Origin of the sequence: Mucilaginibacter sp. 14171R-50 (genome assembly GCF_010093045.1) — a bacterium.
Taxonomy (GTDB): Bacteria; Bacteroidota; Bacteroidia; order Sphingobacteriales; family Sphingobacteriaceae; genus Mucilaginibacter.
Genome location: NZ_CP048115.1, coordinates 1,306,113 through 1,320,507 on the forward strand (window position 1 = coordinate 1,306,113; position 14,395 = coordinate 1,320,507).

The 14,395-nt window shown below is 46.2% G+C and carries 18 protein-coding genes; 8 read left to right on the plus strand and 10 right to left on the minus strand.

What is annotated here, in order from left to right:
- Positions 1-17 precede the first annotated feature (17 nt).
- The 3 genes from GWR56_RS05975 to GWR56_RS05985 are packed head-to-tail and all read left to right on the plus strand — an operon-like array spanning position 18 to position 1,935.
- Positions 18-725 carry a 16S rRNA (uracil(1498)-N(3))-methyltransferase gene (locus tag GWR56_RS05975; RefSeq protein ID WP_162430230.1) on the plus strand — a complete coding sequence of 236 codons (708 nt, stop codon included), beginning with the start codon at positions 18-20 and terminating at the stop codon, positions 723-725.
- On the plus strand, positions 726-1,388 hold the full coding sequence (locus GWR56_RS05980; RefSeq protein WP_162430231.1) for a DUF4159 domain-containing protein: 663 nt from the start codon (positions 726-728) through the stop codon (positions 1,386-1,388).
- Between the two features lie 49 nt (positions 1,389-1,437).
- On the plus strand, positions 1,438-1,935 hold the full coding sequence (locus tag GWR56_RS05985) for an acetyl-CoA carboxylase biotin carboxyl carrier protein subunit (RefSeq protein ID WP_162430232.1): 498 nt from the start codon (positions 1,438-1,440) through the stop codon (positions 1,933-1,935).
- Positions 1,936-2,016: 81 nt separating this feature from the next.
- Here the strand turns inward: GWR56_RS05985 and GWR56_RS05990 are convergent, their stop codons facing one another.
- From GWR56_RS05990 to GWR56_RS06005, 4 genes are all read right to left on the minus strand, one after another.
- Positions 2,017-2,565, minus strand: coding sequence for an NUDIX hydrolase (locus GWR56_RS05990; protein WP_162430233.1), 549 nt, complete (start codon positions 2,563-2,565; stop codon positions 2,017-2,019).
- Between the two features lie 85 nt (positions 2,566-2,650).
- Positions 2,651-3,460 (minus strand): YgcG family protein, encoded by an 810-nt coding sequence (locus GWR56_RS05995; RefSeq protein WP_162430234.1) that lies wholly within the window; start codon positions 3,458-3,460, stop codon positions 2,651-2,653.
- A gap of 9 nt (positions 3,461-3,469) precedes the next feature.
- Positions 3,470-3,904, minus strand: coding sequence for a TPM domain-containing protein (locus GWR56_RS06000; protein WP_162430235.1), 435 nt, complete (start codon positions 3,902-3,904; stop codon positions 3,470-3,472).
- 100 nt (positions 3,905-4,004) lie between these two features.
- On the minus strand, positions 4,005-4,583 hold the full coding sequence (locus tag GWR56_RS06005) for a LemA family protein (RefSeq protein ID WP_162430236.1): 579 nt from the start codon (positions 4,581-4,583) through the stop codon (positions 4,005-4,007).
- Positions 4,584-4,783: 200 nt separating this feature from the next.
- Between GWR56_RS06005 and GWR56_RS06010 the strand changes: the two genes are divergently transcribed.
- On the plus strand, positions 4,784-7,072 hold the full coding sequence (locus tag GWR56_RS06010) for a GH92 family glycosyl hydrolase (protein ID WP_162430237.1): 2,289 nt from the start codon (positions 4,784-4,786) through the stop codon (positions 7,070-7,072).
- Between the two features lie 59 nt (positions 7,073-7,131).
- On the opposite strand, the gene GWR56_RS06015 is transcribed toward GWR56_RS06010, so the two are convergent.
- Positions 7,132-7,530 (minus strand): hypothetical protein, encoded by a 399-nt coding sequence (locus tag GWR56_RS06015; RefSeq protein WP_162430238.1) that lies wholly within the window; start codon positions 7,528-7,530, stop codon positions 7,132-7,134.
- A 196-nt stretch (positions 7,531-7,726) separates the two neighbouring features.
- Between GWR56_RS06015 and GWR56_RS06020 the strand changes: the two genes are divergently transcribed.
- Complete coding sequence (locus GWR56_RS06020) at positions 7,727-8,209, plus strand: hypothetical protein (RefSeq protein WP_162430239.1); 483 nt, start codon at positions 7,727-7,729, stop codon at positions 8,207-8,209.
- 77 nt (positions 8,210-8,286) lie between these two features.
- Here GWR56_RS06020 and GWR56_RS06025 read toward each other — a convergent pair whose 3' ends face one another.
- Positions 8,287-8,856, minus strand: a complete 570-nt coding sequence (locus tag GWR56_RS06025) for an RNA polymerase sigma factor (RefSeq protein WP_162430240.1) — start codon at positions 8,854-8,856, stop codon at positions 8,287-8,289.
- Positions 8,857-9,206: 350 nt separating this feature from the next.
- Between GWR56_RS06025 and GWR56_RS06030 the strand changes: the two genes are divergently transcribed.
- Positions 9,207-10,757: an NAD(P)/FAD-dependent oxidoreductase gene (locus GWR56_RS06030; RefSeq protein ID WP_162430241.1), complete on the plus strand. Its 1,551-nt coding sequence runs from the start codon at positions 9,207-9,209 to the stop codon at positions 10,755-10,757.
- Positions 10,758-11,004: 247 nt separating this feature from the next.
- The gene (locus tag GWR56_RS06035; protein ID WP_162430242.1) at positions 11,005-11,493 is read left to right on the plus strand and encodes a DinB family protein; all 489 of its coding nucleotides are present in this window, start codon (positions 11,005-11,007) and stop codon (positions 11,491-11,493) included.
- Positions 11,494-11,569: 76 nt separating this feature from the next.
- Here GWR56_RS06035 and GWR56_RS06040 read toward each other — a convergent pair whose 3' ends face one another.
- The 3 genes from GWR56_RS06040 to GWR56_RS06050 all read right to left on the minus strand — a co-directional run bounded on the left by GWR56_RS06040 (position 11,570) and on the right by GWR56_RS06050 (position 12,884).
- On the minus strand, positions 11,570-11,785 hold the full coding sequence (locus tag GWR56_RS06040; protein ID WP_162430243.1) for a hypothetical protein: 216 nt from the start codon (positions 11,783-11,785) through the stop codon (positions 11,570-11,572).
- Between the two features lie 101 nt (positions 11,786-11,886).
- Positions 11,887-12,288, minus strand: a complete 402-nt coding sequence (locus GWR56_RS06045; RefSeq protein ID WP_183554912.1) for a hypothetical protein — start codon at positions 12,286-12,288, stop codon at positions 11,887-11,889.
- 20 nt (positions 12,289-12,308) lie between these two features.
- Positions 12,309-12,884, minus strand: coding sequence for an RNA polymerase sigma factor (locus GWR56_RS06050; RefSeq protein ID WP_238395318.1), 576 nt, complete (start codon positions 12,882-12,884; stop codon positions 12,309-12,311).
- A gap of 313 nt (positions 12,885-13,197) precedes the next feature.
- Between GWR56_RS06050 and GWR56_RS06055 the strand changes: the two genes are divergently transcribed.
- Positions 13,198-13,563, plus strand: coding sequence for a CoA-binding protein (locus GWR56_RS06055; RefSeq protein ID WP_129877370.1), 366 nt, complete (start codon positions 13,198-13,200; stop codon positions 13,561-13,563).
- Positions 13,564-13,634: 71 nt separating this feature from the next.
- Here the strand turns inward: GWR56_RS06055 and GWR56_RS06060 are convergent, their stop codons facing one another.
- A complete protein-coding gene (locus GWR56_RS06060) occupies positions 13,635-14,228 on the minus strand; it encodes a C40 family peptidase (protein WP_162430244.1) in 594 nt (197 codons plus the stop codon).
- Between the last annotated feature and the right edge of the window lie 167 nt (positions 14,229-14,395).

Genomic DNA, 14,395 nt, shown 5'->3' on the forward strand with positions numbered 1-14,395 from the left:
GTCTCTTTTAACATAAAATGCATCTTTTTTATACCCCCGATATAGACGCCGCATTATCTCAATACTTTTTAAGCGAGGAGGAGAGCAAACATGCTGTGCGTGTGCTGCGCCTAAACGTGGGCGACGACGTTACCCTGATAGATGGGAGAGGCGGAATGTACAAGGCGGAAATAAAGGATGCGCATCCCAAGCGCACCATCCTTCAAATAAATTCGGCTACGCAGGGGGTTAATAAACGCAACCATTACCTGCACATAGCCATAGCGCCCACAAAAAACCTGGATAGGGTGGAGTGGTTCCTGGAAAAAGCTACCGAGATTGGTATTGATGAGATATCTCTCATTATTTGTCAGCGATCAGAGCGTAAGGAGGCGAAGGTAGAGCGGTTGAATAAGATCATCACCTCGGCAATCAAACAATCCATAAAGGCCTATCATCCGGTTTTAAATGCACCGGTGGCGTTTAACCAATTTTTGAAACAGCCGTTTGATGGGCAAAGGTTTATAGCGCATTGCGATGAAGGCGAGAAGGTAAGCCTGGCCGAATCTCTTAAAAAGCAAGGCCGTTACCTGATACTGATAGGGCCTGAAGGCGATTTTGCCCCGGGCGAGGTTGATGCCGCTTTGCAGAACGGATACAAAGCCATAACTTTAGGCGAAAGCCGCCTGCGCACCGAGACCGCGGCGTTAGAGGCTTGTTTTGAAGTGAATTTTTTAAACCGGTAAATGAGATCATCCATTTTCACTGTTATAGCCGTTGCCCTGGTGTGTTGCATCAGCAGTTTTACCGCGCCATCGTACAAAATGGGCCGGCTAAAATACAATGGCGGCGGCGACTGGTATGGCGACCGTACGGCCCTGGTGAACCTCATTAAATTTTGCAACCAAAACTTAAAAACAAACTTTGAACCCGAAGAGGAGGTGGTTGAGGTTGGCAGCGAGCAGCTGTATAATTATCCGTTTGTATTTATGACCGGGCATGGCAACGTTATATTCAGCGACCAGGAAGCCCGCAACCTGCGCAAGTATTTAACGGGCGGCGGCTTTTTGCACATAGATGATAACTACGGCTTTGATAAATTTATTCGCCCGCAAATGAAAAAGGTTTTCCCGGAACTTGATTTTGTGGAACTCCCAACCAACTATGCCATCTATCACCAAAAATATAGCTTCCCTAATGGGTTGCCAAAAATACACGAGCACGACGGCAAGCGCCCGCAGGGTTTCGGGCTGATATACAAAGGGCGCCTGGTTTGCTTTTACACTTACGAATGCGACCTGGGTAACGGTTGGGAAGATTACGGCACCTACGCCGGCGACACCCAGGAAGCGCGCCTTAAAGCTTTAAGAATGGGGGCAAACCTTATACAATATATATTTACTAAGTAGGGCTAATTATCCTGTTAATTTTTAAATTCGGAAGATCATACCACATAATATGTACAAAATTAAAGTTAACAATAAGCACGATTTTGAGGTTGACAGAAAAGATGAGACGCTAACCGTTAACGGCAATATCGTTAACGCGGATATCGCCCGGTTAAATGATATGCTTTACCACGTTATTAACAACAACGGTTCGTATAACGCCGAGGTAGTAAGTTTTGATGCGGAAGCGAAAACCGCTGAGATAAAAGTGAACAATACTATTTACAGCCTTACCGCTAAAGACCAGTTTGATGTATTGCTGGATAAGATGGGCCTTAGCAATTTAATGACCGCTAAGGTTAGCGATATAAAGGCCCCTATGCCCGGGCTTGTTTTGAAGATACTTGTTGAAGAAGGCGCCGAAGTAAAAAAGGGCGATAACTTATTTGTGCTGGAAGCCATGAAAATGGAAAACATCATTAAAGCCCCGGCAGACGTTACCGTTAAAACCATCAAGATCAAACCGGGGGATAAAGTTGAAAAAGGACAGATACTGATCGTATTTTGAGACAAATAAGTCATGGTGAGCCTGTCGAACCACTGACAAAGTGTTGGTCTTCGACAAGCTCAGGCTGACAGTTGTGTTGAATTATAATTCGCCCAACTTCATTAATGCATAAAACAGCCCGGTGCAATGCAGCGCCTGGGCTATCTTGTTTTCCGCCAGTAGCTGCTTTACTTCGGCTATGGTGTATTCTTCTACCACAAGGCGTTCGTGTTCGTCAAGTTTTTGTTCCTGTACCTTTTGCCCCCCTTTAGCCAGGTAACAAAAGGTTTTATTATTTGCGGTTGATGGGTTGGCATAAACGGTGCTTATCAGTTCCACGTCATCAAACCGGTAACCGGTTTCCTCCAATAACTCCCGGCGCATGGCCTCTTCAGGGTCTTCGCCATCCTCTATAACACCGCCCGGTATCTCCAGCGATACAATATTAGCGGCATGCCTGTACTGGCGAACCATCAATATTTTATTATCCCCGGTAAGTGCTACCGCGTTAGCCCAATTGGGGTATTCCAGTACATAATACTGGTCTACTACGGTGCCGTCGGGCATTTCGCATTTATCGGTTCGCAAAGTAGCCCAGGGGCCTTTATGGATATATTCGGAAGAACAGGTTTTCCAGATAAGATCGCTCATATAAGCATAGTAATTTATATCCCTTTTATAACAAAAAGGATCTGCTTTAGCTTCGGTTAATTTTAATATTGAAATTTTACACTGCTTACCAGCTGCCGCTGCTTCCGCCGCCCCCGCCGCTTCCGCCGCCAAAGCCGCCGAAACCACCACCGCCGCCGCCTCCCCAGCCGCCTCCGCCGCCAGAAAAGCCGCCCCAGTCGCCGCCGCTGCTGCGTCCGCCGCCGCCAAGCATGTTGCCGGCTAAAAACCACCAAAAGGGACTTGCGCCGCCACGGCCACCAATGATACGGCCGCCGCCACCCCCGCCGCCGCGTTTGCGGAAAATAATAATGAGGACAATAACTACGATAATAACGATAAACCCTGCAGAGCCGCCGCCATCGTCTTTGCGTTTAGCTTTTTTTGCGTCGGCTTTGTATTCGCCCTTCATGGCTTTAATAATGTCGTCGGTTGCGGCATCTAACCCGCCATAATAGTCGCCCTCCTTAAAACGGGGTTTCATATCGTTTTGGATGATCTCCTGGGTAGTGATATCCGGCAGGGCGCCTTCGGCGCCGTACCCGGTTTGGATGGCCATCTTCCGGTCGTTTATGGCAACCAGTACCAAAACACCGTTGTTCTTTTCTTTGGTACCAATGCCCCACTTGCGCAGAAGCTCTACGCCATATTGGTTGATATCATAATCGCCGGTTGATTTAATGATAACAACGGCTACTTGCGTGCTGGTAGAATCGTTGTAGTTGTTTAGCTTATCCTCAAGCTTTAGCTTGTCTGATGCGGATAAGGTACCTGTATAATCGGTAACAAGCGTGCCGGATCTTTCGGGGATGTCCTGCGAGAAGGCTGTATTGATGCATAGCACCAGCACCAGCCACAATATTGTTCTTTTTAACATTGTTTATTGTTAATTGCCATCCATAAAGGCGATATCGTCCGGCAGTTCGTTCTTATCGTTAAGCATATAGGGGAAATATTTTTTCAGCTGCGCGCCGGTATGTTCAATGCCGGTAACGATGCCTTCAACCAGGTTGCCATACTTAAACTGGCTCAGCATTTCCTCTTTGGTGCTATCCCAAAAATTGGCGGGTACCACTGCGTTAATACCGGCATCGCCTATTATGGCAAACTTACGGTCGACAGTGGCCACGTAAATGAGCACGCCGTTGCGGAGCCTGGTTTTTTCCATCCCGAGCTGCGTAAAGTATTTCACGGCACGGTTAAGCGGGTCGTCGGTGCAGGTTTTTTCAATACAAACGCGTACCTCGCCAGATGTCTCCTTCTCGGCATCAGCAACAGCCGTTTGTATACGCTGCTGTTCCTCTTCGGTAAATACTGCCATATTGGTTGTGATTACACAGATTATGATGTTGATTACAGGTTTTGTAGGAATGATCTCACCGGTAAAAAAACCGGCGAGATCATCTTTTATCAGTGAAATCTTAAAACTGAACTTTTGGCGCTTTATCCGAACCGGCTTCGCTTTGGAAATATCCTTTTTCGGCAAACCCAAACACCTTTGCGGTAATGTTGGCTGGGAAAGTGCGGATTTTGCTATTGTAGGCCTGTACAGCATCATTAAAATCCTTACGGGCCACACTTATCCGGTTTTCGGTACCTTCTAACTGCACCTGCAGGTTTCTAAAGGCATCGTTAGCCCTAAGTGTTGGATAGTTTTCTGATGCAACAAGCAGCCTACCTAAAGCGGTGCTTAGCTGCCCCTGTGCTTCCTGGTATTTCTGTATCGCTTCGGGGGTAAGCTTGGTTGGGTCAACCTGTATTGAAGTAGCCCTTGCACGCGCGTTGGTTACCTCGGTAAGTGTGCCTTTTTCGAAATTAGCTTCGCCTTTTACCGTAGATACCAGGTTAGGGATAAGATCGCTGCGGCGCTGATATTGGGTTTGCACCTGGCCCCATTTACTCTTTACGTTCTCGTCAGACTTCACCATGCCGTTGTAACTGCAGCCACCCATCAGGGCAAGTACTATCACAACAGCTATTACGATCCATAAATTTTTCATTGTGTGTTTTTTAGTTTTTTATAGTAATGTGAATTTACGAATTAGATTACAAAACGCATACCGTTGTTACAAAACCTAATATTTACGCCATAATGGCAATTATTGCCTTGTAAATGTAATTAAATACGGCTAACATGGTATATGATTTTATATTTGCCATTGATAACTATTTACTGACACGTATTATCATTACCCGATAAATGAAAAAGATATTTGCCGCCCTTTTTATTTGTACCGCGCTGCAGGCCACTGCGCAAAACAAGCACGAAAACTTGGTACAATATGTAAAACCCATTATTGGCACCCAGCGCATGGGGCATACCTACCCCGGGGCTACCGTTCCATTTGGGATGGTACAGCTTAGCCCCGAAACGGATACCGCCAGTTATGAACTTAACGGCAGGTATAACCCTAAGGTTTACGAATACTGCGCGGGCTACCAGTACGAAGATAAAACCATTGTAGGATTTAGCCATACCCATTTTAGCGGTACCGGGCACTCAGACCTTGGCGATTTTTTAATAATGCCAACCGTAGGTCAGCTTAAACTAAATCCGGGTGTAGCAGATGTGCCGGGCAGCGGTTACCGCTCGGCGTTTTCGCATGCCAACGAGGTAAGCGAGGCCAACTACTACAAAGTAAAGCTGGATGCCTCGAACATCACCGCCGAAATGACCACCAGCGCGCGCGTTGGGTTTCACCAATACACGTTCCCTAAATCAGATCAATCGCATGTGATATTAGACCTGATGGCTGGTATTTACAATTATCCAGACAAAAACGTTTGGACATACGTAAAGCTGCTGAACGATAGCACACTGGTAGGTTACCGCCAAACAAACGGCTGGGCGCGCACCCGCACGCTATATTTTGCCATGGCGTTTAACAAGAAATTCATTCAGCATGGGTTTAAAAAATACGATAAGCGCGAGGTTTATGGCGGCTTTTGGGGCAAATTCAACCAAAGCAAAAACTTTCCTGAGATAGCCGGAAAGCAGATACGCGCTTACTTTGATTTTAAGACAGAAGAGGGCGAGAAGATCAAAATAAAATTCGCGCTATCGCCGGTGAGCATGGATGGCGCTTTAGCCAATATGCAGGCCGAAGTACGGGGCTGGGATTTTGAAAAGGTAAAAGCAGACGGCCAGAAGCTTTGGGAAACCGAACTGGAGAAAATCACTATTAATGCCAGTACCGAGCGCAAGCAGGATTTTTATACCGCCATGTACCATACCATGATAAACCCAACCGTTTACATGGATGTTGACGGGCAGTATAAGGGCCTTGACCAAAACGTACACAAAGCCGATGGCTTTACCAATTATACCACCTTCTCGTTGTGGGATACCTATCGCGCCCTGCACCCGCTGTTTAATATCATACAGCCGCAGCGCAATGCAGATATGGTACGATCGATGATGGTGCATTTTGATCAAAGTCCCGAAAAGATGCTCCCGGTTTGGAGTAACTCGGCCAACGAGAACTGGTGCATGAGCGGTTACCACAGTGTAGCAGTTTTAGCGGATGCAGTTGTAAAAGGTAACGCGCCATTCGATGCCGAAAAAGCTTTAATGGCCTGCGTAACAACCGCCCGCCACCGCAGCTACGAGGGCATTGGCGAATACATGGACCTGGGCTATGTGCCTGATGAAAAAACAGGCGTATCGGTATCAAATACTTTAGAATACGCGTACGACGATTGGGCAATTGCGCAGATGGCAAAAAAACTGGGTAAAACAGATATTTATAACGAGTTTATTAAACGCAGCGAGAATTATAAAAATGTGTACGATGCAAAATCGGGCTTTATGAGGCCGAGGAAAGCTGATGGCACCTTCCGCGCCAAGTTTGACCCATTGAGCACTATTAACGAAGGCTTTATTGAGGGCAACGCCTGGAACTACACCTTATTTGCACCGCAGGACCCCGAAGGATTGATAAAACTGATGGGTGGCAACAAACGCTTTGTGCCTTATTTAGATTCGCTGTTCACCATGAACCTGCCGGATAAATACTTTGCCGAAACCGAGGATATTACCCGCGACGGTATCATTGGTAACTATGTACATGGTAACGAGCCGTCGCACCATGTGGCCTACCTGTACAACTGGACAGACAAACCCTGGAAAACGCAGGAACGCATCCGTATGATATTGCCACGCATGTACAAACCAACACCCGACGGTTTAGGCGGTAACGATGATACCGGCCAAATGAGTGCCTGGTACATTTTCAGTTCGATGGGTTTTTATCCGGTAGCCCCTGGTTCGGTTGATTACTCTATCGGCAGCCCGTCGGTAAATAACGCTACCATACAGGTTGGCAACGGCAAAACTTTTAAGATAACCGTTAAAAACCAAAGCGAGAAAAACGTTTACGTACAAAAAATGATGCTCAACGGCAAGCCGTATAACAGCTTAACCATTACCCACCAGGATATCATGAATGGCGGCGAAATGGTGTTTTATATGAGTTCTAAACACAAGTAACGGTCGGAGAATAAAGATAAGAGAATGGTTGATCGGGTACGCCGGTCAACCATTTTTTATTAGTTTGAGTCCATTTGTCGATAGAAGAAAAAAGAGTGGACAGCAAAAAATGGGAGAGTTATAGATAAATAAACCGAGGCAATCTCTAAAACGCTGTTTGTGAAGATCAGGATACTGCAGGCGCTAACAGGCAGCGCGTAATAACTCAGGAAATTGTAAAACCGATTGTTTTTTATTTCAGGAAAGAGGTTAAAGAATATAGTGGTTGATAAAAGTGTTAGGCAAAGTACCCATACAAAGCCAATCAAACAAAACAAGGTTATTCCTTGATTTCCTTCTAAACTTCCAGCTTCTTTAGAAAACACAACCATTATAGTAATAAATGTGAGCAGATAGCCAAGCAGGAAAGTGTAGATCAAGCTCTTTCTAAGTTGAGCAGCATAAATATTGCGGTCCATGCGCTAATATATCAATTCAAATCGTAGAATTTTGAATGTAATAATGATGGGTCGCGAGAGTTGCTCACCTTGTGATTTGGTTTGTTTTGCCGGGTCTAACAGGACAACGTTCTTATCAAATAGAAATACTTAGAAAAGATTCTCTAAATTCAAGCGATTGGCAAACTTTAAAAGAGGCGTTATTAACTTTATATATATGACAGAAAAATTCGATACCTATATCCAAAAGACTAAGTTATATTACATATTGCAAGTTATTAGCATATTAACACTGCTTGGTATACTGGGAGCGAAGATTACAGATTTACAAATACCACTAATGTATAAGCCCCTTGCGGGTACTCTCGTTATATTGGGATTAATTACAATAGTGATAAACCTGATTCTAACCAGTACCAACTTTGTAAAAATGTACAAAAAGGATGGAGAATTAATTGTTAATACAGAATCAGTTACTTTGAATGAGAAAACAATATTACTTAAAGATATAAGAAAAATAGAGGTAAACGCAAATGACTATAAAGGTGCCAGATCAAGTGATGGTTCAGGTAACAGAATATATATAACCTTTGATGATAAAATCATTAGCAGTCGATTTGTAATTAGTTCTAAAGATCAGCAGAATAACCTGAGTAAAATATTGACACAATGGAAATTGGCGGGAATTGAAATTATTTAGTGGCGCGTTAGGACATTCTCTTCAAACTATTGCCTTGATTCTGTAAACTCTCGAATTCAACAAATTGAGTTCAGACATTACCCCGCCATACAGTGGCGCTCTCTAACAGCCAGTTTGTTCAGTTTCTCTTTAAGAATAATACGCGCACGGTATAAGGTAGTGCGCGACAGCAATTCGCTCATGCCCAGCTTGGTGCTTATCTCCTGGTGCGAAAAGCCCTCGATAGCATACATGTTGAAAACAGAGCGATAAGTATCGGGCAATTGTTGAACCATATTCATCAGATCGCCGGCTTCTAATCCGTTATCATTATAGCTGGTATTAACCGGGATGCCCTGTTCGGCAAAATCCTCAACCAATACAACGTTTTTGGCTTTACGGTAACGGGATATAGCGCTGTGCACCATAATACGGCGGATCCAGCCTTCAAGGCTACCTTCGCCACGGTAGTTGCCCATGTTCTTGAACATTTTTATAAAGCCTTCCTGCAATATATCCTGTGCTTCGTCTTTATCATTCGCATAGCGCATGCAAACCGCAAGCATTTTTGGCGCTAAAGCTTTGTATAACATCTCTTGTTGCTTCCTGTCGTTACGCAGGCAGCCTTCCCAAAGTGTTTGTAAGCGGTTATCAACGGTGGTCATCATTTCTTTATTATTTATTCCACAACGGCCTATGCCAAAATGCAACCATTTTTATAATATGCTGATTATCAATTGAATATTTTTAAAACTAATTTTAAAGTGTACGATAGCGGACGGTCAACCGTTCTTTACCGAACGCTTTTAAGTGTATTAATTACACTAAGCTATTAGCTCTACGTAGCTTAGTGGCAGAGCGTAACAATGGGTTGATTTTTTTAATTAATTCTCTCCCTGCACCCTCCCGCCGCGAGGAATCGCGCATGCCATTAACCCGCCTGCAAACCGCCAACTATTAACTGCATACTTAAAAATGTATCTTTGCCGTATCCGGGATAAAAACCCGGCATACCATTATGATAAAGGAAGCAGAAATTGTTTGCCAGCCCGGGCAGCACGAGGATGAAGCGGTTTTAACAGGCCTGGCTTCAACAGCCATTAATATTCCCCAAAAAAGAATTACCGGTATAAAGGTTTTTAAGCGCTCGATAGACGCGCGCGGCCGCAAGGTACTTTACCGCATGCAGGTAAGGGTATTTATAGATGAGCCGGTACAAATTGAAAGCTACACTCCTCAATATAAAAATGTAAAGGATGCCAAACGGGTTATTATTGTAGGCGCAGGCCCTGCAGGGATCTTTGCCGCTTTGCAATGTATTGCGCAGGGCCTTAAACCCATCATCTTAGAGCGTGGTAAGGATGTTAAACAACGCCGCCGCGACCTGGCTAACATTAATAAGCAGGGCCTGGTAAACCCCGAAAGTAATTATTGTTTTGGCGAAGGGGGGGCAGGCACCTACTCGGATGGTAAACTTTATACCCGCAGCACCAAGCGCGGCGATGTAAACGGCGTGCTCAAAACCTTCGTCGCCCACGGCGCAACCGAAGATATTTTGGTTGATGCCCGCCCGCATATTGGCACTAACAAGCTGCCGCAGATTATTACCGCCATGCGGGAAAGTATTTTAGAAGCAGGCGGCGAGTTTCTATTTGAAACGAAAGTGACTGCCTTACTGGTTGAGTTTGGCAAGATAAAAGGGGCGCAATTAGCCAACAATGAAAAACTTTTGGCTGATGCCGTGATCCTGGCAACCGGTCACTCCGCGCATGATGTTTTCAGGATGCTGCACAGCCAGGATATTTTGATAGAGGCCAAACCCTTTGCACTGGGTGTAAGGATAGAACATCCGCAGGAAATTATTGACCGCGCCCAGTACCATTGCGAGTACCGGGGACCCGACCTGCCGCCATCCTACTACAATTTAGTTGAGCAGGTTGAAGACCGCGGCGTGTTCTCTTTTTGTATGTGCCCCGGCGGCATTATAGCCCCCTGCGCTACCGCGCAGGATGAGATCGTGGTTAACGGCTGGAGCCCAAGCAAACGGAATAACCCTTTTGCCAACTCGGGCACCGTGGTGCAAATAAATATGGAAGATGTAAAGGGTGATGTGAACGATCCTTTCCGGATGCTGAACTTTCAGCAGCAGGTAGAGCATCTGGCCTTTAAAGCCGGCGGCGGTAAGCTGGTTGCCCCGGCGCAACGCATGACAGATTTTGTGGAAGGCCGCGTATCAATCGACCTGCCCGAAAACTCGTACCTGCCCGGCTGCAAAAGTGTTGACCTGAAAGAGGTGCTGCCCGATTGGATCCATAACCGCCTGCGCAAGGCATTACCTGTATTCGGCCGTAAAATGAAGGGATATTATACGAACGAAGCGATATTGGTTGGTGTGGAATCGCGCACCTCATCGCCCATAAAAATTCCACGCGACCGGGAGAGCTACCAGCATCCGCAAGTTGCAGGCCTGTTCCCCTGCGGCGAAGGAGCGGGCTATGCAGGTGGCATTATTTCTGCCGCTATTGACGGCGTGAATTGTGCTGATGGGGTAGCGAGGTATTTTGAATAATTCCCCACGCGTCATTACGAGGTACGAAGCAATCTCCCGTGAGTTTGTGCTGTTTGAATGGCAGTCTGCTCATAGCCGCAGGGGCTTAGTAACTTTTGTCTTGATACAAAAAGTCACCAAAAAATCAAGACAAAAAAATCCTTCCCCGCACAGGCATTTGCCCATCGGCCCGGTTTTTTGTCGGCCCACCGCTCTTCGATAAGACTAACGTCTCAAACCAATATTAATAGGAGGTGTTAAAAGAAATATGACAACCATCGCTCAAAAGCTTCAGGATTCCTTACAGCAGATCCTATCTAACGACCCATGGTATGGGCCGGCTACTTACGATATTATTGAAAACATAACCTTTGAGGCGGCGTATGAAGTGCCGCAAGGTTCGGTACACAGCATTGCCGGTATATTATTGCATATGCTTGGCTGGACACAAGAGGTTACCGACCGCATGCAAGGCCAAACCGCTGGGGAACCCGCAGGCGGCGACTGGCCCGACCCCGGCCACCCCGACGACGATAAATGGAAGCAATTGATCGCTGATTTTAAGCTGGCCAATGTTACGCTGGCAGGTGTTATTCAAAAGTTTCCTGGTAGTAAGTGGGATGAGCCTATTAACGACCACCGTGACCCGGAACTGGGCGGTAAAGGTGTAAGCTACCAAGCCCTTATTGAAGGCCTGATACAACACCACGTTTACCACAGCGGCCAGATAGCATTGCTGAACAGGATAGTGGGTTAGTTTCAGTTAACAGTTTTAAGTTGGCAGTCAGCACGAAAAAGCACTAACAGCAAACCGCTTACCGTCCACTGCAAACTTAATAAGGCAATTCCTCGCAGGTAAACCCGGCTATTTGCAGCATGTGGTTAATGGTTTGCGGCTCGATGCCGCTGCTAACCACGCGCAGAATATTGTCACAATCTTCCAGGTCAAAGTTGTATTGCTTTATTTCGGCCAGCGAGATAAGTAACGGATGGATCCGGTTTACTTCCTGCCTGCTGGCAACGCTTGTTTTAAATATCATTACATCCATGGGTAGTAGGGCGTTGGTTGATAAACTTATAATTGTCAGTCTGAGCTTGTCGAAGCATCTATTTGCCAAGTCTTCGACAAGCTCAGACTGACAAGAGCTACTTATTCTGTTTTTGACTCTTTCTCGGCTATGGGCGCGTCTTTCCAGGCATCGCGCCAGTCGTCGCGGTGGCGGCCACGGCCGCCCCAGCCGCAGCGGTCCTTCATCTGCTCTTTAAAGCGCTCGCGTTCCTCGGGCGACATACCCGCCAAACGTTCCTGCATCATTTGTTTGCGGCGCATCCATGGCGCACCGCCACGGCCTTTTGGGCCGCCAAAGCCAAACAGTATTTTGCACAGGATGAATATGCCCATGGCCTGCCAGAAACTTATGGTGGTTACATGTAAAATATCGGGCAGCAGATGGTTCCAAAGCTGCATTACCACAAAGCTTGCCAGCGCTAAAATAGCCGCTATGCCGATAGGGATAAAAATGAACCTACCTTTATAAAATGCGTTTTTCATTGTTCTTATTTTTAATGTTTTTAATATTCTGTTATCTCTTTATACAATTGTTTTAACCTGTTGCGCAGGTGTAGTACCGCATACCGCTTGCGCGATACCAGGGTGTTAATGTTTTCGCCTGTGCGCTTGGCGATCTCCTCAAAGGGAATATCATCAAGCTCCTGCCAGATGAATACCTGCCGCTGGTTTTCGGGCAGCTCGTCGAGCGCTACAAAAAGCTGTTCCCAAAAAAGGTTGCGCAGGTACTGGGTTTCGGGCGTGGTGGCTTCAGTAAGTAATATAGACTGAAAATCCGGGGTGTCGTCGTCGTCATCATCGCTTGCAGGCAGCATATCATCCAAAAGGGTTTCGGTATGCTTTTTATGCTTGTCGATAATTTTGTTTTTAGCCACCCGGTATAACCACGCGCTGGTTTGCTCAATAGGCCCGGCGTTTACCACATTGCTAAACTGGTACCAAACATCCTGCAGAATGTCTTCGGCATCGGCATCATTTTTTACCCTTTTGCGGATAAACCCCAGCAGGCTTTTACCATACGACGCAATGGTTTGTATGATATGGCTGTTGTTATCCTGGGGCATCGATGCTGCTGTCAATTTATGATGGTGTTTAAAGATAAAGACGAGCATGGTTTGAAAACATTTTAAATTATTTTATTTTTTTGATGAGAGATTAAGGACGGGTCAAAAACATTGAGAATGGCAATGATTCACTCACCCCGACCACGCTTCGCGGGTCGACCCTCTATACTTTGTAAAGAGGGTGAGAAATATTTTCCCCCTCTTTGCGCAACGCGGAGAGAGGGGGGTCTAGCGAAGCAACGACCGGGTGAGTAATCACCATCATGTAAAAAGCAAACTGCTAACTCCCTACTGCAAACTTATTTGTAACCTTGCACGTTATTACAACATGGCCGATAAAAAAACACTGATACTGGGCGCCACGCCCGATGCAAGCCGTTACGCTTACCTTGCCGCTAACCGGCTGGTGCGCAGCGGGCACAGCATTGTTAACGTGGGTATAAAAACCGGTGAGGTTGCCGGCGTACCTATCGAGAAACCCGAAACCATCCATACCGATATAGATACGATTACATTGTACGTTGGCCCGCAAAACCAGCCGCCTTTATACGATTATATCATCAACACACATCCCAAGCGCATTATATTTAACCCCGGTACCGAGAACAGCGAGTTACGCCGCCTTGCTCACGATAACGGTATAGCTACAGATTATGCCTGCACGTTGGTGCTGCTGAGTATAGGACAGTACTAATGAGTTGAAAGGTCAAAGTAGAAAGCTAAAAGTTTTGACACACTTTCGACCTTACACTTTAAACTTTAACCTTATTTAAATATCCGTACCACCTTCACGAATCTTTCCTGATAGCCTTTTGTTAGGGGCGATATGGTAACCCCGTTATCGCGGCCCGAGGTGGAGTGAATGAACTGCAACTCTTCGCCGGGGTTGGTAACTACAATACCCATATGGCCCACTATGCGTACGGTGCTATCGGTACCTGTAAACAGAATGAGGTCACCCGCGCGGGCGTCGTTTAGGGGCACCTCGCGCTCTACATTGGTAAAATCCGTTGATGTGCGCGGCACGGCAATACCGAAATGGTTAAAGGTATAAGTAATAAAACCCGAGCAATCAAACCCCTGCTGCGGGTCGGTAGAGGCATATTTGTAGGGGATGCCGATGGCCGTGCGGGCAAAGGCGATCAATTGCAACGGAGTAGTATTGCCCACGTTAATATTGTTCATATCAGCAGTACCGTCCGTAGGCGCCAGTATTACTGTTTTACGCCCGGCAGTATCAGCCACCGTATCCGCCGCTGTAATGGTGTACGTAGGCTTATCCCCGCCGCACGAAAGCAGGGTGAGGATGAGGAAACTTAATAGGACGGGTAGGCGCATGATGATTGAACAGGCGTCCATGCGTTTTGTTCGTAGGTGTTCATGTTCGGCGCACGTGAACACCGTGAACATTCGCGAACTCGTGATAATCAATGTGTTAATACTGACAAGATTTTGTTAGTAGCTGATTTAAAGACGAAGGGGCATTTCATACCATAACGACGCAAGCTTGCACAATAGCTCGACTG